The organism is Nocardioides sp. NPDC101246 (genome assembly GCF_044767415.1).
Lineage (GTDB): Bacteria > Actinomycetota > Actinomycetes > Propionibacteriales > Nocardioidaceae > Nocardioides.
Map to the genome: position 1 here is coordinate 153,302 of NZ_JBIWNX010000010.1, position 23,064 is coordinate 176,365.

The 23,064-nt window shown below is 70.0% G+C and carries 19 protein-coding genes and 2 tRNA genes; 10 read left to right on the forward strand and 11 right to left on the reverse strand.

Annotation, left to right across the window (positions count from 1 at the left end; translation table 11 throughout):
* Positions 1-72 precede the first annotated feature (72 nt).
* From ACIRON_RS19415 to ACIRON_RS19425, 3 genes are read right to left on the reverse strand one after another with little or no spacing between them, the layout of a single operon-like run.
* Positions 73-1,722 (reverse strand): GTP-binding protein, encoded by a 1,650-nt coding sequence (locus tag ACIRON_RS19415; RefSeq protein ID WP_402994520.1) that lies wholly within the window; start codon positions 1,720-1,722, stop codon positions 73-75.
* A 42-nt stretch (positions 1,723-1,764) separates the two neighbouring features.
* A complete protein-coding gene (locus tag ACIRON_RS19420; RefSeq protein ID WP_402994522.1) occupies positions 1,765-3,630 on the reverse strand; it encodes a dynamin family protein in 1,866 nt (621 codons plus the stop codon).
* Positions 3,627-4,793, reverse strand: coding sequence for a PrsW family intramembrane metalloprotease (locus ACIRON_RS19425; protein ID WP_091051310.1), 1,167 nt, complete (start codon positions 4,791-4,793; stop codon positions 3,627-3,629). The genes ACIRON_RS19420 and ACIRON_RS19425 overlap by 4 nt, the downstream gene beginning before the upstream one ends.
* Before the next feature lie 124 nt (positions 4,794-4,917).
* On the opposite strand from ACIRON_RS19425, the gene ACIRON_RS19430 reads away from it, so the two are divergent.
* On the forward strand, positions 4,918-6,342 hold the full coding sequence (locus ACIRON_RS19430; protein WP_402994525.1) for an aminopeptidase P family protein: 1,425 nt from the start codon (positions 4,918-4,920) through the stop codon (positions 6,340-6,342).
* A gap of 79 nt (positions 6,343-6,421) precedes the next feature.
* Entirely contained in the window at positions 6,422-7,243 is an 822-nt protein-coding gene (locus ACIRON_RS19435; RefSeq protein WP_402994527.1) for an N-acetylmuramoyl-L-alanine amidase, read from the forward strand.
* A 17-nt stretch (positions 7,244-7,260) separates the two neighbouring features.
* Here the strand turns inward: ACIRON_RS19435 and ACIRON_RS19440 are convergent, their stop codons facing one another.
* Positions 7,261-9,015 (reverse strand): hypothetical protein, encoded by a 1,755-nt coding sequence (locus ACIRON_RS19440; RefSeq protein ID WP_402994528.1) that lies wholly within the window; start codon positions 9,013-9,015, stop codon positions 7,261-7,263.
* A gap of 468 nt (positions 9,016-9,483) precedes the next feature.
* Here ACIRON_RS19440 and ACIRON_RS19445 point away from each other — a divergent pair.
* A tRNA-Arg gene (locus ACIRON_RS19445) sits at positions 9,484-9,557 on the forward strand.
* A 25-nt stretch (positions 9,558-9,582) separates the two neighbouring features.
* On the opposite strand, the gene ACIRON_RS19450 is transcribed toward ACIRON_RS19445, so the two are convergent.
* Positions 9,583-10,206: a YitT family protein gene (locus tag ACIRON_RS19450; RefSeq protein WP_402994530.1), complete on the reverse strand. Its 624-nt coding sequence runs from the start codon at positions 10,204-10,206 to the stop codon at positions 9,583-9,585.
* 78 nt (positions 10,207-10,284) lie between these two features.
* On the opposite strand from ACIRON_RS19450, the gene ACIRON_RS19455 reads away from it, so the two are divergent.
* Entirely contained in the window at positions 10,285-11,715 is a 1,431-nt protein-coding gene (locus ACIRON_RS19455) for a PLP-dependent aminotransferase family protein (protein WP_402994532.1), read from the forward strand.
* A gap of 19 nt (positions 11,716-11,734) precedes the next feature.
* On the opposite strand, the gene ACIRON_RS19460 is transcribed toward ACIRON_RS19455, so the two are convergent.
* Positions 11,735-12,799 carry a DUF1152 domain-containing protein gene (locus tag ACIRON_RS19460; RefSeq protein ID WP_402994533.1) on the reverse strand — a complete coding sequence of 355 codons (1,065 nt, stop codon included), beginning with the start codon at positions 12,797-12,799 and terminating at the stop codon, positions 11,735-11,737.
* 115 nt (positions 12,800-12,914) lie between these two features.
* On the opposite strand from ACIRON_RS19460, the gene ACIRON_RS19465 reads away from it, so the two are divergent.
* The gene (locus ACIRON_RS19465; protein WP_402994535.1) at positions 12,915-14,540 is read left to right on the forward strand and encodes a long-chain fatty acid--CoA ligase; all 1,626 of its coding nucleotides are present in this window, start codon (positions 12,915-12,917) and stop codon (positions 14,538-14,540) included.
* A 9-nt stretch (positions 14,541-14,549) separates the two neighbouring features.
* On the opposite strand, the gene ACIRON_RS19470 is transcribed toward ACIRON_RS19465, so the two are convergent.
* The 3 genes from ACIRON_RS19470 to ACIRON_RS19480 all read right to left on the reverse strand — a co-directional run bounded on the left by ACIRON_RS19470 (position 14,550) and on the right by ACIRON_RS19480 (position 18,639).
* Complete coding sequence (locus tag ACIRON_RS19470) at positions 14,550-17,288, reverse strand: BTAD domain-containing putative transcriptional regulator (RefSeq protein WP_402994537.1); 2,739 nt, start codon at positions 17,286-17,288, stop codon at positions 14,550-14,552.
* A gap of 133 nt (positions 17,289-17,421) precedes the next feature.
* Positions 17,422-18,006, reverse strand: a complete 585-nt coding sequence (locus ACIRON_RS19475; protein WP_402994539.1) for a hypothetical protein — start codon at positions 18,004-18,006, stop codon at positions 17,422-17,424.
* Between the two features lie 252 nt (positions 18,007-18,258).
* Positions 18,259-18,639, reverse strand: a complete 381-nt coding sequence (locus ACIRON_RS19480) for an MmcQ/YjbR family DNA-binding protein (protein WP_402994541.1) — start codon at positions 18,637-18,639, stop codon at positions 18,259-18,261.
* A 77-nt stretch (positions 18,640-18,716) separates the two neighbouring features.
* Here ACIRON_RS19480 and ACIRON_RS19485 point away from each other — a divergent pair, with 77 nt between their 5' ends.
* The 4 genes from ACIRON_RS19485 (at position 18,717) to ACIRON_RS19500 (ending at position 21,344) form a co-directional block, all read left to right on the forward strand.
* Positions 18,717-19,181: a MarR family winged helix-turn-helix transcriptional regulator gene (locus ACIRON_RS19485; protein ID WP_402994543.1), complete on the forward strand. Its 465-nt coding sequence runs from the start codon at positions 18,717-18,719 to the stop codon at positions 19,179-19,181.
* The gene (locus tag ACIRON_RS19490; RefSeq protein ID WP_402994545.1) at positions 19,178-19,600 is read left to right on the forward strand and encodes a hypothetical protein; all 423 of its coding nucleotides are present in this window, start codon (positions 19,178-19,180) and stop codon (positions 19,598-19,600) included. The genes ACIRON_RS19485 and ACIRON_RS19490 overlap by 4 nt, the downstream gene beginning before the upstream one ends.
* Positions 19,601-19,610: 10 nt before the next feature.
* Positions 19,611-21,188, forward strand: coding sequence for a phytoene desaturase family protein (locus ACIRON_RS19495; protein WP_402994547.1), 1,578 nt, complete (start codon positions 19,611-19,613; stop codon positions 21,186-21,188).
* Between the two features lie 83 nt (positions 21,189-21,271).
* Positions 21,272-21,344 (forward strand) — tRNA-Lys (locus ACIRON_RS19500).
* On the opposite strand, the gene ACIRON_RS19505 is transcribed toward ACIRON_RS19500, so the two are convergent.
* Positions 21,326-21,772 carry a tyrosine-type recombinase/integrase gene (locus ACIRON_RS19505; RefSeq protein ID WP_402994549.1) on the reverse strand — a complete coding sequence of 149 codons (447 nt, stop codon included), beginning with the start codon at positions 21,770-21,772 and terminating at the stop codon, positions 21,326-21,328. The genes ACIRON_RS19500 and ACIRON_RS19505 overlap by 19 nt on opposite strands.
* Positions 21,684-22,151, reverse strand: coding sequence for a tyrosine-type recombinase/integrase (locus tag ACIRON_RS19510; RefSeq protein ID WP_402994551.1), 468 nt, complete (start codon positions 22,149-22,151; stop codon positions 21,684-21,686). The genes ACIRON_RS19505 and ACIRON_RS19510 overlap by 89 nt, the downstream gene beginning before the upstream one ends.
* A 488-nt stretch (positions 22,152-22,639) precedes the next feature.
* On the opposite strand from ACIRON_RS19510, the gene ACIRON_RS19515 reads away from it, so the two are divergent.
* Positions 22,640-23,053 (forward strand): hypothetical protein, encoded by a 414-nt coding sequence (locus ACIRON_RS19515; protein ID WP_402994553.1) that lies wholly within the window; start codon positions 22,640-22,642, stop codon positions 23,051-23,053.
* Positions 23,054-23,064 lie beyond the last annotated feature (11 nt).

A 23,064-nucleotide genomic window follows, 5' to 3' on the forward strand; every position in this document is an offset into this window, starting at 1 on the left:
GCGGCGTACGTCCGCCTGTGGACAACCCCGGATCGAACCGTCCCTGTGGACAGTGATCGGCCCGCCGACCGGTCAGCGCAGCGCTTTGGCCACCCCGTGGCGCAGCGCGGTGTAGGCCGCCAGCTCGGTCTCGATCGGGTCGACGACGAGCTCGCGGGAGACGTCGGCGACCGCCGTACGCAGCCGTGCATCGGCCGAGCGCGCCCGTCGTCGAGCGGTGGTGATCACCAGCAGGTGACACACGGCCCACAGCACCAGCCCGAGCCCGACACCCCCGAGGAAGAGGACGTACGGCAGCTCGACCCCGGCCACCGAGGGCGTCGCGTCGCCGAAAGTGGCTCCGGAGAGGAGCAGCGCCACCGACCACACCAGCCCGACGGTGGCGAGGACGATGAGGAGCCACTGGAGAGCCTTGACCAGCCCGGTCCACAGCGGCAGCCGCTCGGCGTTGAGGTCGACTCCGCCGACCGAGGCGTCGAGCCTGTCGGCGAGGTCGTCCATCCGCGAGACCGATGCCCGCCGGATCGCGTCGCGCCACGGCGAGGCGAGCCCGGCGCCGGCCTCGTCGGCCAGCTGGCGCACCTCGGTGTCGACCCGCGCCCGCTCGACGGCGGTGGTCTGCGGCAGCGAGGTCCGGGCGCGCCCGGCCAGCTGGGTCGCCTCCTCCCCGAGCGAGAGGTGCAGCCGCTTCAGGGGATCGGGCCGAAGCCGGGAGACCCAGGAGACCAGCGGCCAGCCGGTGGCCGCCCGGGCCCGGGTGCGTACGGACCGCTCGACCGCGTCCACCACGGTCGGCACCCCGGCGGCCTCGGAGATGGCGTCCTCGAGGGCCTCCACCCGGGGCTTGGCCAGGGAGCGCGGCTTGGCGTCGCCGGACGCCTTGGCGAGCTTCACGGCGGCGGTCTTGATGTCGGCCGAGAGCCGCGACTTGTTGGCCCGCTTCGCCGCGGCCCGCTGGGCGATCTCGGTCTTGAGCTGCGGGATCCCCCAGCCGAGCTTGGCCGAGACCGGGATCACCGGGACGTTGCGCAGCCCGTCCTGGTCGAGCAGGCGGCGTACGTCACCCAGCATCGACTCACGACGGTCCTCGGGAACGCGGTCGATGTGGTTGAGCACCACGACCATGATCTCGGAGTGGGTCCGGAGCGGCTGCAGATAGCGGTCGTGGATCGCCGCGTCGGCGTACTTCTGCGGGTCGAGCACCCACACCAGCATGTCGGCGAGCTCGACCAGCCGGTCGACCTCGAGATGGTGGGAGACCTCGGTGGAGTCGTGGTCGGGCAGGTCCAGCAGCACCACGCCGTCGAGCTCGTGCCCCTCGCGGCGGGTGTCGAGCATCGAGTCGCGGGTGGTCTGGTGACGCTCGGGGATGCCCAGCCACTCGAGCAGCTCCGCAGCGCCCTCCGAACCCCACACGCAGGCGGTCGCCCAGGAGGTGGTCGGCCGGCGGACACCGACGGCGGAGAGCTCCAGCCCGGTCAGGGCGTTGAACGTGGACGACTTGCCCGACCCGGTCGCCCCCGCGACCCCGACGACCGTGTGGTCGGCGGAGAGCTTGAGGCGTCCCTGGGCCTTGTTGACCACGGTGCGCGCGTCCTCGACGAGTCCGTCGTCGAGACGCCCCGTCGCCGCCACGGTCGCAGCGGTCAGTCCGTCCAGCCGATCGCCGAGGTCTCCACCTCGGCTGACCAGGTTCTTTGCACCTTCGAGCAGGCCGCTCAAGGGTCCCCCTTCCCTTCCTGAAAAGCTTCAGTCTGACAAGTCTCAGTCATCGCCGCGCTGGCTGGCGAAACGAGCGTCGCCGACCTTCCGCGCAGCGTGCCGCAGTCGCTCCGGTGCACCATGGTCGATCTGCAGCGCGTCGACCTGACCCGTGTAGCGCGCACGCTCCTCGTCGACGAGACCCACGATGCGTACCTCCAGCGCCTTGCGCGCCCTGGACGCGAGCCCGCGCACGGCCTGGTCGCCGAAGACCGCCTCCAGCAGCTTCTGGCCGAGCAGGAGCGTGCCACCGGCGATGCCCACCTCGGCACCGACGAGCGCTCCGCCGGTCGAGGCGAAGACGACCACCATCAGCGCGACGCCGAGGCCGTTGACCCCGTAGGAGAGGAACTTCGCGGTCGTACGTTTGTCCTGACCCTCGCTGCGCACCATGTCGAGCACGTCCTGCTGCCAGTCGCGCACCGCACGCTCGGCCTTGGGCCGCAGCGCACGCGAGGCTCGGCCGAGGTCGGCGGGGCCGACTGCGAGCAGCCCGCGGCCCGCAGGACTCATCTGCCAGGCCGCCTCCGCCCTCTCGGCAGCCGCCTCGCACTGCTCGAGGATCAGCATCTCCAGGCCGCCCTGCACGGCCGCGGTCACCCGTTCGGCCTGCTGCGGCTTGCCGCGGACCGCGCCGAGGATCCGGTCACGCAGCGCTCCGACCCGGGTCTCGAGCGCCTTGAGGATCTCTCCGCTCCCGACGAACTCCTGCCAGCGCGCGAGCACCTCGCCGCGCAGCAGCGTCCCGTCGGCGGTCGCCGCCATGATCGCCTTGAGCGCCTCGTCGTAGGCCATGTCCGCATCGGTACGCAGCCGCTGCGCGGCCTCTCCCTGACCGTCCGCGGTGTCGGCGATCGGGTGGACCTCCAGGGTCAGCGCCCGCACCGCACCGTCGAGGGTCTGGGTGACGACCTGGTGTCGCGCGGTGGCGTCGTCGGCGAGCATGTCGAGCCAGGCACGCACCTCGGCGACGTGCTCGGCCGGCAGCAGCCCGTGCTCGGAGACCTCGCCCTCGTGGACGATGAAGAGCGGTGAGTCCTTGAGCCCGCGCGAGGCGAGCATCCGGGCCAGGTGGCCCGCGACGGTCTGAACGGCCTCGGTCGGAGTGCGGTCGAGGACCACCGCGACCGCGGTGGAGCGGTTGGCGGCGAGCTGGAGGAACTCCCACGGCACCTGGTCCGCGTAGCGTGCGGCCGAGGTGACGAAGACCCACAGGTCGGCCGCGGCGAGCAGCTCGGCGGCGAGCACCCGGTTGGCCTCCTCGACCGAGTCGACGTCGGGTGCGTCCAGGATCGCCAGGCCGGGGTGGAGCCGGTCGCTGGCGACCAGCTGCAGCGCACCGGGGTCGTTGGTCGGGTGGTTGACCCGTTCCAGCTCGGGAAGCAGGCGGTCCTGGCCGAACCAACGGCCGTCTTCGGGGTTGTGCACCAGCACCGGCGAGCGGGTCGTCGGCCGCAACAGGCCCGGCGTGGTCACCTTGGTGCCGACCAGCGAGTTGACCAGCGTCGACTTGCCGGCGCCCGTCGAGCCGCCGACGACCGCGAGGAGCGGCGCGTCGATGGTCATCATCCGCGGGATGACGTAGTCCTCGAGCTGCTCGACCATGTTCTGCCTGGCCGCCCGCTGCTCGTCGGTGCCGGGCAGATCCAGCGGCAGGGTCACCTCGGTGAGCGCCTGGTGGAGCTGGATGAGCGAGGTCACCATCCGGTTGCTCTCGCCGCCGGTCGCCTCGATCTCGGCCCGTACGGCCTCGAACTCGGTGGTCGGCTTCTCCGCGAGCATCCCGGCCGTCAGAGCCTCGTAGGCCGGCGCCGGGGCCCCCGGAGCCGACTCAGGTGCGGTGTCGTCGTCTCTGTGTTCTTCACTCATCCGGTCATCACCTTCCCGCTCGGGAACGCGATGTGTGGACGTACCTCACTGATGCGGTCAACGTATGCCCTCCCCCGGGCGGCGAAGTCTGGCGGCGGGTTGCCGCGCAGGAATCGCCAGTGCAAGTATCCGAGCTCGATGGCAGCCTGCTGGTATTCACGCATGGCCGCAACCCCCTGAGCCCCTCCGTGGGTCGACGCGAACTTCCGCGCCTGCTCCCGGCGCCGAAGATCGACCACCCAGCCGACGTCGGTGTAGGGAATCAGCCCACGTTGGGCGGCGTCGGTCAGCGACCGGGTCAGCACGATCCGCTCGGACTTTCGCCGCCACACCGCGAAGACCACCATCGAGACGAACGCGGGCACCATCACCACGACGTACGCCAGCAGGAAACCGGCGCCGTCATAGAGCAGTGTCGAACCGTTCCAGGTGCCGTGGGCGAGCACCGCGATGCCGAAGCCCAGCAGCGGTGCCACGACCTTCAGCCAGCGCTTGCGCGTCACCACGGCGATGCCGATGCCGATGCCGGTGAAGGCGGTGAAGAGCGGGTGTGCGAAGGGGCTGAACAGGCAGCGCATCACGAAGACGGCGGTGAACTCACCGATGTGTCCCGAGGAGCTGTCGCCCATGCCGGGCGTGCCGTTGTAGGTGCCACCCAGGTAGAGGATGTTCTCGGTGAAGGCGAAGCCGATGCCGACCATGCCGGCGTAGACGATCCCGTCGAGCACCCCGTCGAGGAGGTGGCGGCGCCAGACCAGCAGCACGAAGAGGAACAGCCCCTTGGCCGCCTCCTCGGTGACCGGAGCCACGATCGCGAGCTGGGTCGGCTGGCTCCACCCGGCGAGCAGCGCCCCGACGCTCTGCACGATCAGCGCGGCGGCGACCGCGACGAAGGCGCCCCACCCCAGGCCGAGCGCGAGCAGCGACTTCGGCTCGGGCTCGTAGCGGTCCAGCCACAGGAAGGCGTAGACCAGCGGCACCACCGGGATCGCTGCGAAGAGCACTCCCAGGATCGCGCCGGTGGGAGCAAGATGGTCATCGACGACGCTGGTGCTCAGCAGCACGATGCCGAGCACCGGCAAAGAGGTCAGCACGACAAGCACGCCCACCACGATGGTGAACGTGCGGTTGCCTCTTGTCGGATCCTTCGGGATCGCCCCCATGCGCGCCAGACTATCGGGCGTGCGGACCGCACGCGCGACCCGACACCGATCGAGACGTCCTCGCCACCCGCCTGGCCTGGGAACTCACGAGCGTTGCCGATCCGGCGCGGCGTACGATTCCGGTATGACGGACAACGGCGCCCCCACTCCTGCAGACGACCACACCGAGAGCCACGACCAGACGGTTCCGGAGGCGTGGTCGAAGTTCATGAGAGAGGGCTGGGACGACCGCGAGGTCGAGGTCCCCGAGCATCCGATCACCCCCTGGGCGGCCGCCCGCCGGGAGCGTCTCTCGGGCATCTTCCCGGGTGAGCGCCTCGTCGTCCCGGCCGGCACCTACAAGGTCCGCGCCAACGACACCGACTACCGCTTCCGCGCCGACACCGCGCACGTGCACCTGACCGGCAACCAGACCTCCGACGCCGTCGTCGTGATCGAGCCCGACGGCACCTCGGTCCTGTACGCCCGCCCGCGCAGCGGTCGCGACACCGACGAGTTCTTCCGTGACCGTCAGTACGGCGCGCTCTGGGCCGGTGCGCGTCCCTCTGCCCGGGAGCTCTCCGACTCCCTGGGCATCGAGGTACGCCACGTCGACCAGCTCGAGTCCGGGCTCTCCGGCAACACCCCGACCCGCGTCCTGCGAGGCGTCTCGGCCGACGTCGACAAGCTGGTCGCCCCTGCCGAGGCCGCCCGCGACGAGGAGTTCGCCAAGGCGCTCTCCGAGCTGCGCCTGATCAAGGACGAGTGGGAGCTCGGCGAGCTCAAGGAGGCCTGCGACATCACCGTCCGCGGCTTCACCGACGCGGTGCGCGAATGGGACCAGGTCCTGAAGCACGGCGAGCGCTGGATCGAGGGCACCTTCTTCCGCCGCGCCCGCGCGGAGGGCAACGACCTCGGCTACGACTCGATCGTCGGCGGCGGGTCCCACGCCACCACGCTGCACTGGATCGACAACGACGGCCCGATCGTCCCCGGTGAGCTGGTGCTGCTCGACATGGGCGTCGAGGGCCACAACCTCTACACCGCCGACATCACCCGCACCCTCCCCATCTCCGGGAAGTTCACGCCGCTCCAGCGCAACCTCTACGAGCTCGTCTACAAGGCCCAGCAGGCCGGCATCGAGGCGATCCGCCCGGGCGTCACCTTCCGGGCCGGCCACTTCGCCGCCATGGAGATCCTCGCGCACGGCCTGGACGACCTGGGACTGCTCCCCGTCTCCGTCGACGAGGCGCTCTCCGAGGACAACAAGACCTACTCCCGCTGGACCCTCCACGGCGTCTCCCACATGCTCGGCCTCGACGTCCACGACTGCGCCTCCGCGTCGAAGGAGACCTACATCGAGGGACCGCTGCAGGAGGGCATGGTGCTCACCGTCGAGCCGGGCCTCTACTTCCAGAAGGAGGACAAGGTCGTTCCCGAGGAGCTGCGCGGCATCGGCATCCGCATCGAGGACGACATCGTGGTCACCAAGGACGGCTCCGTGAACCTCTCCGCCGGCCTGCCGCGTACGGCCGACGACGTCGAAGCGTGGATGGGTCAGCATCTGTGAGCTGAATGCTGACCGAGGTAGCTCGGTCAGGTCGCGCTTCCTTCGTGGACTTCCACGAGGGAAGTGGTTGCTGACCGAGGTGCCTCGGTCAGCGGCCGCCGTGGCCGGTTGCCTCGCCCTGGCCGCGACCCTGGCCGCTTGCAGCCCAGGAAGTACGCCACGGCAGCAGCCCGCCGCCTCGTCATCAGCCACAGCGTCCCCGTCCGCCTCCGCCTCGGCCTCCGCGTCGAGCGAAGCGGACGACATCTTCGAGGGAGCCGTGGTCGGGATCGACCCGGGCCACAACGGCGGCAACGCGGGCGCACCCGAGGTGATCAACGAGCCGGTGTGGAACGGGCGGTCGCAGAGCCCGTGCAACACGACGGGCACCGCGACGAACGACGGCTACCCGGAGACCGACTTCACCTGGGCCGTGGCCCAGAAGCTCGCGGCCGATCTGCGGGAGTCGGGGGCGAAGGTGGTGATGACCCGCGGCAGCAACGAAGGAGTCGGGCCGTGCATCGACGAGCGCGCGAAGACCATCAACGACGCGAAGGCCGACGTCGCGATCGACATCCACGCCGACGGCGCGGCCGCGTCCGAGCGGGGCTACTCGCTGCTGATCCCGGTGCCCTCGGGCACCAACGACGAGGTCGTCGAGCCCTCGCGACGCTACGCCCGGATGCTTCGCACCGAGATGCGGAAGACCGGGATGCCGCTGGCGAGCTACCTCGGTGAGGGCGGGTTCGTGGAGCGCGACGACCTGGCCGGCCTCAACCTGACCACGGTGCCGCAGGTGCTGCTCGAGACCGGCAACATGCGCAACGCCGAGGACGCGCGACTGCTGAAGTCCGACCGGTTCCAGGAGCGGACGGCCGCCGCCATCAAACGGGCGATGGCGGCGTACCTCCGCTCACGCTGACCTCAGATCAGATCAGATCAGAGCTTCGTCCACTCGACGGACTTGTAGCCGTACTCCTCCGCGATCGGTCCCCATGCCTTGGCGGCCGCCTTCTTCGGGTCATGGCTGGCCAGGCTGAGCGTGGTCGCCTTCTCCAGCTTCCCCTTGCCGCCCACGCACTCGCCGTCGGCGTTGACCTTGCGCTTCTCGCCCCAGGCGGCGAAGGCCAGGTCTGCGTTCTGCGAGGTCATCCACGCGGACTCGAGGTTCTTGACGAGCTTCCGCGATCCCGGGAGGACGGCGGTGTCGATCTTGGCTACCTTCGCAGCCAGCTTCTCGCGGGACGTCGCGGCGTCCTGGAAGGTCTGGATCGCCTCGTCGATGTTCTCGCACGCCTCGAGGTCGGCCTGAGCGGCGCCGATGGCCGCCTTGTCCTTGGCCGAGGTCTTGATGAGGTCATCGATCTTCTTGGCCTCGGCCGCGGCACCGCCCTCGGTCGTGGTGGCGCCCTGGGTGGTGCCGGTCTCGGCGTTGGCGTCGTCGTTGTTGTTGATCAGCCCGATGACGAAGGCGATGATCGCGACCACGACGGCCAGCGCGAGCACGATCAGACCCCAGCGCTTCAGGTCGAGACCACCAGGTCCCTTGCCCTGACCGCCCTGGCCGCCCTGACCGCGCTGCGGCTCGTAGCGGGCGTCGTAGGCGTTCCCGTACGGGTCGTAGCCCTGCGGCGCCATCGGCGGCGGCGCCGGGGTGGTGGGTCCACCGCCGACCGGCGGCTGCCCCACGAGGGTGGCGTCGGCGTAGACGTTCTGGGAGTAGGGATCACCGTACGGCTGGCCGAACTCGTCCTGGGACCGGTCCTGCGGCTGCCCGTAGGGCTGCTCGTACGCCTGGTCGTAGCCCTGGTCGGGCCCCTGGCCGTACTGCTGGTCATAGGGCTGGTCATAGGGCTGGTCGTAGCCCTGCGACCACTGGGCCTGGTCCGGCTCGAGCTGCGGCGCGAGCGGGGCGTAGGCGGGGTCGCCGTACGCCGGGGCCTGCTCGGGCGCTGGGGCGTCGAACTGCGGCTGCGGCGGCGCGAACTGCTCGAACTCGTCACGCGGACGGGTGCCCCCGGAGACCTCTTCGTCGACGACGTCGAACCGAGGGCTCATCGCGACGCTGGTCTCGTCCGGACGGATCGGCTCGGGCTGGCGGCGCTCGACCGGCGGCATCGCCTCGTGCGTCGCCTCGTAGGCCTGCTCGTAGGTCGGCTCAGGGTCGGGGGCGCCGAACTGCGGCGCGGGCTCGACGAAGGTCGGGTGCTCCGCACTCTGGTGGTACGCAGCGGCCGGACGCTCGGGCAGCGGAGGCGCAGCCATCGGCTCCGGGGTCTGCGGCACCTGCGGTTCCGGCATCTGCGGCGCGGGGGCAGGCGCGGGAGCCGGCGGCTCGGGCGCCCGCTCCTGCACCGGCGGCCGGGTCGGGAGATCCGGGAGCGGCGCCGGCGCGGCCGCCGGTGCCTCGGGCTCAGGGTCCGGCTCCGGAATCGGGGTCGGAGTGGGGGTCGGCTCGGGCTCTTCCGCGGCGCGCTTGCGCTTGGGCAGGAAGAGCGACTGCGACTGGGAAGCGAGCTCCGGCTCGAACTTCGGCGTACGCGCCGCCAGCCCGAACAGGCCACCGCTGTCAGAACCCGCCGGCGGCGGGGCCATGCCACCGCCGAAGGCAGGCTGCTCACCGCTGGGCGAGGTCATGCTCAGCTGAGGCGCCATCGAGGCCCCCGGCGTACGCCTGACCTGCTCGAGCGGCAACGGCGCCGCCTCTGTGTCGGCCTCTGGCGCGGGGACAGGAGCTCCCTGCCCACGCCTCGGCAACGACAGACCACCCTGCTCAGGATCGGCACCCCGCTGCGGCAGACGCGGCGGTGCGACCGGCTCCGGTGCACCCTGCGACGGCGGCTGATGAGCGCTTCTGACGGGGGTCCCACAACCTGTGCAGAAGCGCATACCGGTGACGGCTGCACCGCACGAGGTGCACATGGACTCCATAGTCATGTCCGGGGACCTTACCGATGATCGCGTCCAGTCTCGAACCCTCGTGGTCCGCCAATCGGACACTCAGGTCGACAGTGTGGGGACAGTGCACCCAAATACCCCCCACACCTTGGTAACACTCCGGTCAGCGTTTCGGATTCCGATGCACACAGGGGATACGGGCACCGGTAAGATCGTGCGCGGCCTGCGTAAACCCCCTTCAGCGGGGTGCTCCCCACAGGCCACGCCTCCGTAGCTCAGCTGGATAGAGCATCGGCCTTCTAATCCGACGGTCACAGGTTCGAATCCTGTCGGGGGCGCAACAGGAAATCCGTGTGGGTTAAATCATGCGCTCGCGCGTGTTTCGGCGGCGACCGCCGCAGCGGCCGACCTCCCGGCGTACACGGTCCGGAAGAACGGCAGGGTCCGGTGCACCATCGGACCGATGAGCAGCGCCTCGGCGACCGTGCCGATGCCGACCATTCCGCCGAGGAGCCAGCCGACCGCCAGCACGGTGATCTCGACGCCCGCGCGGCAGAGCCAGACCGGGGCGCCGGTGCGCTCGTGCAGGCCGGTCATCAGGCCGTCGCGCGGACCCGGCCCGAGGCCGGGTGCGATGTAGATCCCAGTGGCCGCGGCCAGCAGGAGCAGGCCGCCGGTGAAGAGCGCGACCTGAGCCACCAGGCCCGACGGCTGCGGGAGCAACCAGAGGCCGATCTCCGCCGAGGTACCGACGAGCAGGACGTTCAGCACGGTGCCGACGCCGGGCCGCTGCCGCAGCGGGATCCAGAGCAGCAGGACGACGAGCCCGATCAGGTTGGTCATCATCCCGAAGGAGATCCCGGTGATCTCGACGAGTCCCGATGTCAGCGTGTTCCAGGGCGCCAGGCCCAGCGAGCCCTGCACGAGCATGGCGAGTGCGATGCCGTAGAGGAAGAGTCCAGTTATCAACCAGGAGAGCGACTTCACAGAGAGATCCTTCACGATTGCAAAGCCAATCACGGGTCCAATCGAAGGTAAAGAAGCCAATCGGCGTAAGGTGGCCTCATGCCTCGCGGAAGAATCGGTGCCACTGCGCTTGCTGGCCTGCTCGGTCAGTGGCACGGGGAGGGCCCGGCGTACGAGAACCTCGCCGAACGGATCCAGCTGCTGCTGATCGACGGACGGCTCTCCGCCGACATCCGTCTGCCTTCCGAGCGCGAGCTCTCCGAGCGGCTGACGCTGAGCCGCACCACGATCACGGCCGCCTACCGCCGCCTGCGCGAGCACGGCTACGCGCTGAGCGTCCAGGGATCGGGTACGACGACGAAGCTGCCGCCCACCGCACCCGACTCGTTCACTGAGGGCGGCGAGATCGACCTGGTCCGGGCGACCCTGCCGGCCACCCGGCGGCTCCCGGAGGCCGCCGTCGAGGCGACCCGGCGGCTGGCCGACCACATGACCGGCCCCGGCTACACGCTGTGGGGCATCGAGGAGCTCCGCGCCGAGATCGCGGCGCGCTACACCGATCGCGGTCTGCCGACCGATCCCGACCAGATCATGGTGACCACCGGTGGCCAGAGCGCCATCGCCCTGCTCGCCCGCACCGTGATCAGCCGCGGAGATCGGGCCTACGCCGAGAGCCCGTCCTACCCCAATGCATACGACGCCCTGAGCCTCGCCGGAGCCCGGATCATCACGAGCCCGGTGACCACAGACGCCGGCTGGGACATGCCCGCGATGGAGGCGGCCATCGCCCGGACCACCCCCGTGATGGCGTACGTCATGCCCGACTTCCACAACCCGACGTCTCGCTCGATGTCGACCGAGGACCGGCTCCGTCTGCTGCACGCCGCGGCGAAGGTCGACACCATCCTGGTGGCCGACGACACCACCGCCGAGCTGAACATCGACCGCCCGCACACTCTCCCGCCGCTGGCCGCGATGGCCGGCGAGCACCAGGCCCGCGTCGTCCACATCGGTTCGGCGAGCAAGATGTTGTGGGGTGGGCTGCGGATCGGCTGGATCCGCGCGGACCCGGTGCTGCTGACCCAGATCGCCAGCGGACGTTCGGCCACCGACCTCGGCACCCCGATCTGGGAGCAGCTGGTCACCACGATCCTGTTCCGGCATCTGCCCGAGATCCTCGAGGAGCGCGCCGCACAGCTCGCCGCCGGCCGCGCCGCGCTCTACCACTCGATGCGCGAGCACCTTCCCGACTGGGAGCTGCCGCCGCGGATCGACGGCGGCCTCTCCGCCTGGGTCGGCCTGCCCGCTCCGGTCAGCTCGCAGCTCACCCTCGCCGCCCGCCCGCACGGTCTGCTCGTCACCGCCGGGCCACGCTTCGGGGTCGACGGCGCCTACGAGCGTCACCTGCGGCTGGCGATCACGCCCCGGCCCGAGCTCGTCCGGCGCGGGGTCGAGATCCTCGCCGAGGTCTGGCCCCGCGCCGCCTCCACCCCCGCCCTGGCCCTCACCACCTCCGAGGCCGTGGTCTGACCGGGCTCAACCCCGCGGCTCAACCCCGCGCGAGTGCCTCCAGGGCCCACAGCCCGAGCCCGTCGAAGCGTGCCGCCTCATAGCTGGGTACGTCCCCGCTGGTCGCCTCCAGGAGCCGGCGGGTGGTGATGTGCGAGGCACCCCGGGCGAGGCTCGCATTCGCGATGTCGGCAGCGGTCACGGTCCGCGGCGGGATCTCGCGACGCTCCCGCGCCCGGCGCCGCTCGTAGTCGAGCTCGTCGACGGTGATGCCGCGGATGATCGTCTCGGCGCTGCCCAGGGAGCGGGTCTCGATCAGCGCCTCGGCGAGCGGGAAGTCGTGGGTCTCGACGACATCGAGGCGCCACACGGTGGCACTCGCCTCGCTCACCGGGACGGGAGTCTGTCCTCGTCTCATCTCCACGGCGCCTCGAAGGCCGCGCGCGGCCGCCGCGGCCAGCGTCGTGGCCTCGGTGGGATGCCAACCGAGCGAGTCGCTGACCCTGCTCACGTCCGCGGCGCCCAGCGTTCCCACGTGGGTCCCGCCGAGCCCGCCGAGGATGGCGATCACCTGCTCGGCGGGGAGCTCCCCGTCCACACCCGGGCCGACGACGGCGAGGCGCACGGGCAGGTCGCTGCGCAACGCCGCCGCCAGCGTGAGCGAGTCGGCCAACGGGCTCAGCAGGCCGGGCTCGTCTCCCCGAGCGACCACGTCACCACCGACATCGACGACCGTGAGCGAGTCGGCGCCCAGGGCCCGAGCGAGATGCTGGAGCTGCTGGGCGAGCCCGATCGCACCATCCGCGAGGTCGTGCAGGAAGAGGCGCGCGTCCAGGTCGCCGGCAAGCCGCGGCAGCACTGACCTGCCCGGAGGAAGGGTGTCGGTCGTGGTCGATATCTCCGCGCGGACGCCGTCGACCAGGCGGAGCCCGATGAAGTCGCCCCGCGAGCGCGGGCCGGGCACCGGGTCGATGCGGAGCCGCTCCCAGGCGCAGGTCGACACGAACACGTCACCGTCGTCCAGCTCGGGTTCGAGGACCTGACGCGCCAGGAGCACGCCGAGCGCATCACCCCCACCACCTGCCGCGACGAAGAGAGTGCTCACGCAGTCGATTCTGACCGCTGCGCACCCCGGGCGCCACCTGGTCGGCCGCATCGACTGTCAAGAAGTTCGCGGGAACTCGTTGTGACCTGCGCCACGTTGGGTCACGATGTGCAGCATGCAAGGACTGATCCAGGACGCACCGCTGACCATCGACACGATCATCCGGCGCGCCGAGCGCGTCTTCCCGACGCGGGAGATCGTCACCAAGACCGCCACAGGTCTGGATCGCCACACGTTCAAGGACCTGGCCGTGGAGGTGCGCAAGCAGGCCGGCGTCCTCGACCGGCTCGGCATCTCCGAGGACGGTCGGGTGGCGAGCTTCGCGTGGAACACCCTGCGCCACCTCGCGCTCTACTACTCCGTCCCCTGCACCGGCCGGGTGCTGCACACCGGCAACATCCGCTACTTCCCCGAGCAGCTCGTCTACACCTTCAACCATGCCGAGGACGAGGCCGTCTTCGTGGACCGGTCGCTGCTCGGCCTGCTCGCTCCGCTTCTCCCCCAGCTCACCACGCTCAAGCACGTCGTCGTGATGGACGACGGGGCGCCGACCCCGCTCCCCGACGACCCGCGGGTCGTCTCCTACGAGGAGCTGATGGCCGACGCCGAGGAGGCGGTGATCGAGGGCCGGGTCACCGACGAGCGCACCGCTGCCGGGATCTGCTACACCTCCGGCACCACCGGCAACCCGAAGGGCGTCGTCTACACCCATCGCTCGCAGTACCTGCACGCGCTGGCCTCCCTGTCCGGCACGCTCTTCGGGACCAACGACCGTGACCGGGTGCTTCCGGTCGTGCCGTTCTTCCACGCCAACGGCTGGGGCTTCGCCCACTCCTCCCTGCTGGCCGGCGCCAACCTGATCCTGCCCGGCCCCGACCTCTCGCCCGCCGGCATCATCAAGCTCCTCGAGGCCGAGAAGGTGACGATCGCGGCCGGCGTACCCACGATCTGGATGGGCATGGTCCCGCTCCTGAAGGACGCCGACCTGTCCTCGCTGCGCGTCGTCATCTGCGGCGGCTCGGCGGTGCCGAAGTCGCTCTCGGAGGCCTGGCGCGAGGCGATCGGCCTGCCGATCACCCAAGCGTGGGGCATGACCGAGATGTCGCCGCTCGGGAGCGTGTTCAACGAGCGCGCCGAGATCGCCGACCTCTCCGAGGAGGAGAAGGCCGACTTCCGTACGTCGCCGGGCATCCCCGCCGTCGGCGTCGAACTCCGCATCGTGGAGCCCGGCACCACCGACGAGCTCCCCTGGGACGGCGAGACGACCGGCGAGCTCGAGTGCCGCGGGCCGTGGATCGCCTCGGGCTACTACAAGGTCGACGCGCCGAACTCCTTCTCCCCCGACGGCTGGCTGCGCACCGGTGACATCGCCGCGATCGAACCGCTTGGCTACGTACGCATCGTCGACCGCACCAAGGACCTGGTGAAGTCCGGTGGCGAGTGGATCTCGACCGTCGCGATCGAGAACCTCATCATGGGCCACCCGGCGATCGCCGAAGCCGCCGTCGTCGCGGTGCCGCACCCCAAGTGGGGCGAGCGGCCGCTGGCCTTCGCGGTGGTCAAGGACGGCGAGTCGGTGACCAAGGAGGAGCTGCTCGGCTACCTGGCCGACAACCTGGGCAAGTGGCAGGTTCCCGACGACGTGGTCTTCATCGACGAGGTGCCCAAGACCTCGGTCGGGAAGTTCTCCAAGAAGACCCTGCGCGAGGAGTACGCCGACTACAAGCTGCCCACCGCGTAGCCGGAACCGTCAGCCCAGCTGCGCGAGGATCGAGGCGGACTCGGCCCTCGCGCAGCGGGCGTCCTCGTCCTTGCCGAGGGCGGCGCGGGCTTCGGCGAGATGGCCGAGCGCGTCGGCCAGGCCGGGCAGGTCACCGGCGGCACGGAGCTTGGTCACGGCCTCCTCGAAGTGACCGGCCGCCTCGTCGACGGAGCCGAGCTGCTGGTGGATCCAGCCGATGGTGGCGATGACGTTGCCCTCGCTGCGGTAGCCGGGCGCCACCCGGCGCAGCTCGGCGAGCGCCTCCTGGCAGTGACGGAGCCCGGCCTCGTACGCCCCGTCGAGGGCCTCGTAGAGACCGAGTCGCCCGGTCGTCCAGGCCGCCCGGATCGGGTCGCCCGCGCGAGCGAAGACCTCCGCCGCCCGAGCCGCGTACGCAGCGGCCCCGGCATGGTCGCCGGAGGCCGTGGCCACGGTGGCCAGCCGATGCAGAGTCTTTCCCTCCCCCACCAGGTCGGCGGACTCGGTCGCCAGGTCGAGGGCCCGGCCGAGGTGGTCGAGGGCGTCCTCGACCCGCCCCAGCCGCCCGCAGGCCGCCCCGGCGGCACGGTGCATGACGCCGAGCCCGGCGGGGTCGCCGCCCCGGGAGACGCTGCGGCGCACACCCGGGAGCGCGGTCTCGGCCAGCGCGGCGAGCTCGATCCAGCGTCCCTGGAGATCGAGCAGACGCTCGAGGGCACCGACGAGCAGCACGATCCGATCGGGTGCGAGTCCCCGGGCGACGGCGACGTCGATCACCCGGGAGATCACTGGCAGCTGGGAGCCGATCCAGGCCAACGCCTCGACGCTGTCGCCGATGACCTCGGGGGTGACCCCGTCGTGCATCGGCTCCAGCACGTCGAGGTGGCGCTGGTGGGGGTCGTAGGCGCTGTGCACCACCCGGGCGCTGAAGGCGTAATGATCGATCATCCGCAGCTCGGCCGCCTCCCGGGCCTGCGCGGGCTCTCCGGTGGCGAGGTCGGCGGCGTACTCCCGGAGCAGGTCGTGCAGCGTGAACCGGCCGGGCGCGCACTCGGTCAGCAGGTTGGCCTCGGTGAGCTCGTCGAGCAGGCGCCGGGCGCGCACCCGGGAGATCCCGGCCAGGCTGGCCGCGGCCAGGACGGTGAACGTCGGCCCGGGGTGCAGGCCGATCAGCCGGAACAGCCGGTCCGCAGCACCGGACAGGTGCTGGACCGACCACGAGAAGGTCGCCCGGAGGTCACCCCGCCCGCCGCCGAACCCGTCCAGGCGGGACTCGCCGAGCTCCTCGGCCAGGTCGGCGAGGGAGTGGGCCGGCCGGATCGCCGCCCGGGCGGCCACGACCGAGAGCGTCAGCGGCAACGAGGCGCACAGCTCGATGATCCGCTCCACGGCCTCCGGCTCGGCCAGGAGGCGGTCCTCGCCGAGCCGCCCGGCGAGCAGCTCATAGGCCTCCGCGTCGTCGAGCAGACCCAGCTCCATCGGTCTCGCACCGGCCTCCGCAACCAGGCCGGAGAGCCTGTTTCGGCTGGTCACCAGGGTCACACAGCCCGGGCTGCCGGGAATCAGGCTGCGGACCTGCTCGCTGTCGCGGGCGTTGTCGAGCACGAGCAGCACCCGCTTGCCGGCGAGCTTGCTGCGCAGCAGCCCCGCGCGGCCGTCGATGTCCTGGGGCTGACGGGAGCGCTCCACCCCGAACGCCTCGAGCACCACCCCGAGCGCGTCCAACGGGTCGAGCGCGTCGCACGGGTCGAAGCCGCGCAGGTTCACGAACACCTGGCCGTCCGGGAAGCTGGGCGCGGTCCGGTGCGCCCAGTAGAGCGCCAGCGTCGTCTTACCGATCCCCGCCGTGCCCGCGATCGCCGAGATCACGACGGCCCGTCCGCCCTCGTCGTCGCTCCCGTCCGCCACCAGCTCGTCGAGCGCCGTCAGCTGGTCCTCGCGGCCGGCGAAGGCGGCGACGACCGGCGGCAGCTGGCGCGGCACGATCTCCTCGTACGTCCGCGCCGGCGCGGGCTCGGGATCGTCTCCCTCGATGATCCGCAGCTGCAGGTCGCGTACGTCCTTGGAGGGCTCGACCCCGAGCTCGTCGCGGAGGACACGGAAGAGGCGCTGGTAGGCGTCCAGGGCCTCGGCCGTGCGGCCGGAATGCCACAGCGCCGTCATCAGCAGCAGCCACAGGCCCTCGCGGAGCGGGTTGGCCCGGACGACCGGTCCCAGGTCGGCCACGACCGCGGCCTGCCGGCCGAGCGCCAGATCAGCGGCGGCCCGGGACTCGACGGCGACCAACCGCAGCTCGTCGAGCCGGGCAGCCTCGGTCGCGATCATCGGCGACTCGCCGACCGCGCCGTACGAACCCCCGGTCCACAGCCCGAGGGCAGCGTCGAAGAGCATGCTGGCCCGCTCGTGCTCCCCGGTCTCGGCCGAGGCGCGGCCCTGGTCGAGCAGGTCCTCGAAGCGGGCCTGGTCGATGTCCGAGCCGACCAGCGCATAGCCGTTCGCCCGGCTCTGCAGGTGGCGGCGATCCTCGCCGAGCGCCCGGCGCAGGTCACGGACACGCTGGTGAAGCAGGTTCACCCCCGTTGCCGGGGGTGAACCTCTCCACAGCTCGTCGACCAGGAGGTCGGAGGAGACCGGCGCTCCGCGCGCGGCCGCGAGCAGGGCGAGCAGAGTCCGCCGCGTACGCGACAGCTTCTGCACCGTGCCGTCGTCACAGACCAGCTCGACGGCACCTAGGACCCGGACCCGCACCACACCTCCTGTTGACCACGCAGCATTACGTCCGAGAAGAAACATCGTCTCATCACCACAGAGATGGTGACGCGTAATGCCGCCAGAAGGTTGCTTGGAGGTTGGTGCTGGATCCAGATTTAGGGCTTCTGCACTACGGAACCCGCCACAGGCCGGACTCGCCGCCCTTGTCGATCTGGAACCCGACCTGCTTGATGTTCACCCCGACCGGGACCACGAATGGCACCAGGGCCGTCCGCTGGTCACGCGGCTGCAGCCCGAACGGGTTCGGGAACACCTCGCCGCCGTCGACCGTCACCGTGCTGGGCAGGCTCTTGTACTTCTTGCCCGAGGCGTCGATGACCGTCGTACCGGTGGCAGGGGTGTCGTTGAAGACCCTCGACCCGGCGTTGACGACCTGGATCTCGACGGCCATCACCCGCGACCCCGGCGGGGTCTCGGTGCCGTCCGTGAAAGACGTCTCGAAGACGTCGTGCACGATCACCCGCAACAGGATTCCCGGTGCTTCGCCCTTGATGGTTCCCTCAGTCGTCAGCCCGAGCTGCTGGTTCTGCGCGATCCTCTCGGTGCTGTCGACGGTGATCACCTTCTTCTCCATCGCCGGGTTCTCGCGGTGGTTGTTGCTGTAGAACCCGTTATCGATGGAACTGTCCGAACCGCAACCGACCCCGGCCGCCGCAACGACTCCCCCGAGGACCAGCATGGCCATGCGACGCACACGCACTCCTTATGAAATTTGTTGCACTGGAAAGGAAATTGTTCCCCCTGATTTACCATGGCAACATGCCCGAGTCCAAGCACCGAGCCTAGGGCCTAAGGTCCCAATACCGGTCCAACTCTTGGAGACCATTTCCACAGCACGAAGTAGTGGGCGACCGCCGGGACCACCGGCACCACGAGAAACCAGGGCGTGACCAGCGGAAGCTTGTCGATCAGGCGTACGCCGCCCACAACCCCTCGCGCGCGGACCCTACTCCGTCGTCACCGACGGTCGCTCGACGAGATCGGCCAACTTGGCCGGAGCCTGGATGCAGTAGGAGTCGGTCAGGAGCTCGGCGACCTCGTCCCAGTCGGTGTCGTCGTCGAGGATCATCCCGACCACGTTGCCGCCCCAGCCGGCCTTGAAGTAGGGGTGGCCGAGATGCTCGAAGGCCACCACCTCGTCGGGCTCACCCCGGAACACGATCCGGAAGAGCTGATCCTCGCCGCCGAAGACGTGCGCGACCGTGGCCTGACCGACCCGCCAACGCACCCCGACCCAGGCATCGTCCTCGAGGCACTTCGGGAACGCGCCGAGGACGTCCCTCAGCCGCGCCACCATCGCCTCGGGGACCTCTGGACGCTCAGCCATGCCCCCGATCCTGCCAGGGAGCACCGACATCCTTAATTGCTATACATGTTTACGATCAACATGTATGTTTTCTGGGCATGAAGAAACAGACGATCGGACATGTCGTATGGCGCCTCGCCATGCGTCTGCGGGTGTCGATGGACAGAGCCCTCGCGCCCCTGGGCCTCACCCACGCGCAGTACTCGCTGATCGCCTCCCTCTACGGCCTCCGCGCCTCGGAGGCCCCCACCCAGAAGCAGCTGGCCGACCTCACCGGCCTCGAGCCGATGTACGTCTCCAAGCTCGCCCGTCAGCTCGAGACGAAGGGCTGGATCGAACGCGTCCGCGACGCGAAGGACACCCGAGCCGTACGTCTCGCCATCACGCCCGAGGGCACCGAGGTGACCCGCGAGGCGATCGCGGTGACCGGCCGCCTGCTCGACCAGCTCACCGCACCGCTCGGCGGGCGCAACAGCCGCCGTGCCGCCGAGGCGCAGGCAGCGCTCGAGGCGATGCTCGCCGCCCCCATCGACACCGACCCCACGTCTGGAGACCGATCATGACCACCGCAGCTCCCCCGCTCACCGGCGCCAACCTGGGCCTCGCCTACTTCGCGATCCGCAAGAACCTCCTCGACCTGCTCGACGACTACGACCTGACCTTCGAGCAGTCGCTCCTGCTCAACTACCTGCACCGGGGCGATGCCACGCGAGCCGATCTCGTCGCCTCGACCGCCGACAACATCAAGGTCTCCGCGGCCGAGGTCGAGTCCCACCTCGACGCGGCGATCGCGCGTGGGCTGATCGCGGACGGTCTCACGCTGACCGCGGAGGGCGCCCGCGTCCAGGAAGAGATCGTGGAGCGTACGCAGCCGCTGACCAGGTCGTTCTTCGCCGACCTTCCGCCCGAGGACGTCGCCGCGACCGCCCGCGTCCTGGCCACCCTCACCGAACGAGCGAACGCCGCCTTGGCCGCCTCCTAGGATGCAGGGCATGGCGCAGGAGCGATACGACGTAGTGGTAGCCGGCGGCGGACACAACGGCCTCACCGCCGCCGCCTATCTGGGCCGGGCGGGCCTCTCGGTCCTGGTGCTCGAGCGGCTCGACCACGTCGGCGGCGCGGCGATCTCGGCGCAGGCCTTCGAGGGCTTCCCGACCCGGCTCTCGCGCTACTCCTACCTGGTCTCGCTGCTCCCTGAGCAGATCCGCACCGACCTCGGGCTCGACATCGAGCTCGCGTCGCGGCAGACCGCGTCGTACTCCCCCTTCCTCGACGGCTCCCGCGCCACCGGCCTCCTGGTGGAGACACCCGAGGGCGAGGCCACCGCGGCCAGCTTCCGCGCGGTGACCGGATCGGACGAGGAGTACGCCGCGTGGCAGTCCTTCTACTCCGAGGTCGGCGAGCTCGCGCAGGTCGTCGCACCGACCCTCACGTCCCCGCTTCCTACGAGTGCCGCGATCCGCTCGGAGGTGGGTGCGCCGATCTGGCGTGACATCGTCGAGCGGCCGCTCGGGGAGGCGATCGAGCGGCGCTTCGGCAACGACCTGGTCCGAGGCGTGGTCGCCACCGACGCCCTGATCGGCACCTTCGCCGGCCTGGGCGAGGCGAGCCTGATCCAGAACCGCTGCTTCCTCTACCACCTGATCGGCAACGGCACCGGCGAGTGGCGGGTCCCGGTCGGCGGCATGGGCGCGGTCACCGGGGCGATCACCAAGGCCGCGTACGCCGCCGGGGCGGAGGTCGTCACGAGCGCGACCGTCACCTCGATCAGCGGCGGGGCCGTCGGCGAGGGCGCCGAGGTCACCTGGACCGACGCCTCCGGCTCCCACACCGTGGCCGCCGACTACGTACTCTCCGGCCTGGCCCCGTACGTCCTCGACGGCCTCCTCGGTCGCACCCCGTCGCCCGAGACCAAGCCGGTCGGTGCCCAGCTCAAGATCAACATGCTCCTCTCCCGCCTGCCTCGGCTGCGTTCCGGCGAGGACCCCAAGGTCGCCTTCGCCGGCACCCTCCACCTCGGCGAGTCCTACTCGGAGCTCGAGAGGGCGTACGCCGAGGCCGCCGCCGGCTCCGTCCCCACCGAGATGCCGGGCGAGGTCTACTGCCACTCGCTGACCGACCCCTCCGTCCTCGGCGACGTCCCACCCGGGACCCAGACCCTCACCTACTTCGGCCTGCACGCCCCCGCGACCCTCTTCGAGGACCCCGCCACGCGTTCGGAGCGCAAGCAGGTGGCCGTCGAGCGCGCCATCGCCTCCCTCGACCGCCACCTGCTCGACCCGATCTCCTCGGTGGTGGCTCGGTCCGCCGATGGCACGCCGTGCATCGAGGCCAAGATCCCCCAGGAGATCGAGGCCGACCTCGCCATGCCCGGCGGCCACATCTTCCACGGCGACCTCGCCTGGCCCTGGGCCCCCGACTCCTCCGACCTGTCCACCCCCGCCGCCCGCTGGGGCGTCGCCACCGACCTCGGCACCGTCCTGATGTGCGGCTCGGGCGCCGTACGCGGCGGCGCCGTCTCCGGCCTCGGCGGCCACAACGCCGCCCAAGCCGTCCTCGAGCTCCGCTGACCCCCTCCTCGATTTGGGCCGTATCCGCGCCCGCTGCTAATGTTCCTCTCGTCGCCGAGCGCGCCTGACGGGCTCCAAGACATGCGCCATTAGCTCAATTGGTAGAGCAGCTGACTCTTAATCAGCGGGTTGTAGGTTCAAGTCCTACATGGCGTACCGAACAAGGCTCCTGACCAGCACAAACGGTCGGGAGTTTCTTGCATTTCGAGGCCTCGCAGACCGGTGCGTAAGGAATGCGGTTCAGTGCCCGTCTCCTTTCCCTCGTCAATCTGGCCGATTTCAGGGCTCTCAGAGGTCGAGTCACAGTCAGGGTTGACCGCCTCCAGAGCCCGCACGTTCCCGGTGTTGACCGCCCCACGGCCCAGGCACTTGTCCTGCGTCATCGACACCCGAGAGTGCCCGAGCTGATCCGCGATCTGACGCGCAGTCATCCCGCTCTCATCGAGCAGCGTCGCTACCGTCTTCCGGTAGGCATGTGTCGAGAGGAACTCGAAGTCAGTTCCACCCCGAAACCTTACGGATCGAGCGCTGCACCAAGTTCCGGTCACGCCAACCGCCACGAGCCTTCGGGAACACTGGACCATCGAAGGCCCGCAACTTCGCACGACGATCCTTGAGCAGCGAGACCGCCCAAGACGGCAGCCGCAACGGACGCTCGGAGGCTGCCGACTTCACCTTGCGCGCCACCATGCCCTTGCCCTTGACCCGGTAGACAGTCCGCTCGAACTTCACCACTCCCGCCGGCAGATCCACATCTGCCCAAGTCACACCGAGCGCTTCACCGATTCGGACACCGGTAGCCAGCATGAAGCGCGCCAGATCCGGAAGATCATGACGTCGGGAGTAGTCACTCTCGCCGAGCGCATCGAGCCACGCCCTGATCTCGTGACCGTCGAGAGCCCGGGGCTGCCGCTTAGGTTTGGCCTCGATAGGCGTCAGCTCACGAACCGGGTTGGCCGTCACGCCACCCTGCCGAACCGCCTAGGAGCAGACGTTGGAGACCAGCGTCTTGCACACCTTCGCCGTCGACGTCGGAACTATCCGCCACCGATGCCCGGCCTCGTACTCAAGTGGCAACTGCACAAGGGCAGGTGGCGCGTCTGGGTGATCTGGGTAGACACCACGTACGACAAGCCAGAGGTCCGGTGGGATTGGTTGGGTGTGAGCGAGTTGAGGCCCGCGAGGAGCGACATCAACATCTGGAACGACCGATATCGGTAGAGCTCGCTCGACCGGGCTCGGCATCGCGCTTCCCCCCAGAACGAACGAGTAGTGATAACCCCGGCGGCCTGTGCGAACCCGGCATGGTCGCCGCTTCAGCCCCTCACGAAACGCCTAGATGTCGGTCCCGGGCGATACCATTTCCAGGAGGCGTCCACACACGTCGCCTTCGATCAAGGAGAAGCCACGTGACAACTACTAGCGGTCAAGATCACCAGATCCTGTCGGCGGTGGGTTCGCTCTCTCAGGGGTTCGACTCGATCGCCGTGGCCAGCTCCTTCGCGGACTCCTTCAAGGGCATCGACACGCTCGCGAACTCGTTCAAGGCCCTCAACTCGATCGCCGTGGCCACCTCCTTCGCGGACTCCTTCAAGGGCATCGACACGCTCGCGAACTCGTTCAAGGCCCTCAACTCGATCGCCGTGGCCAGCTCGCTCACTCAGGCGATAGGGACGTTGGGCATGATCGATGCCCGAAACTTGGCCGCCGATGCGCTGGGCCCGCGCGCACCCGATCTCAGCCCGACCGACGCGGCCGCAGTTGCTCAGTTCTGGTCCGTGACGGTGGCGTTCATCTTCATCTTGGTCGTCATCAACATGTGGCTAGCGCAGATGATCCGTATCAGACCCACCCCGAGACCCTGAATCCTGTGGAT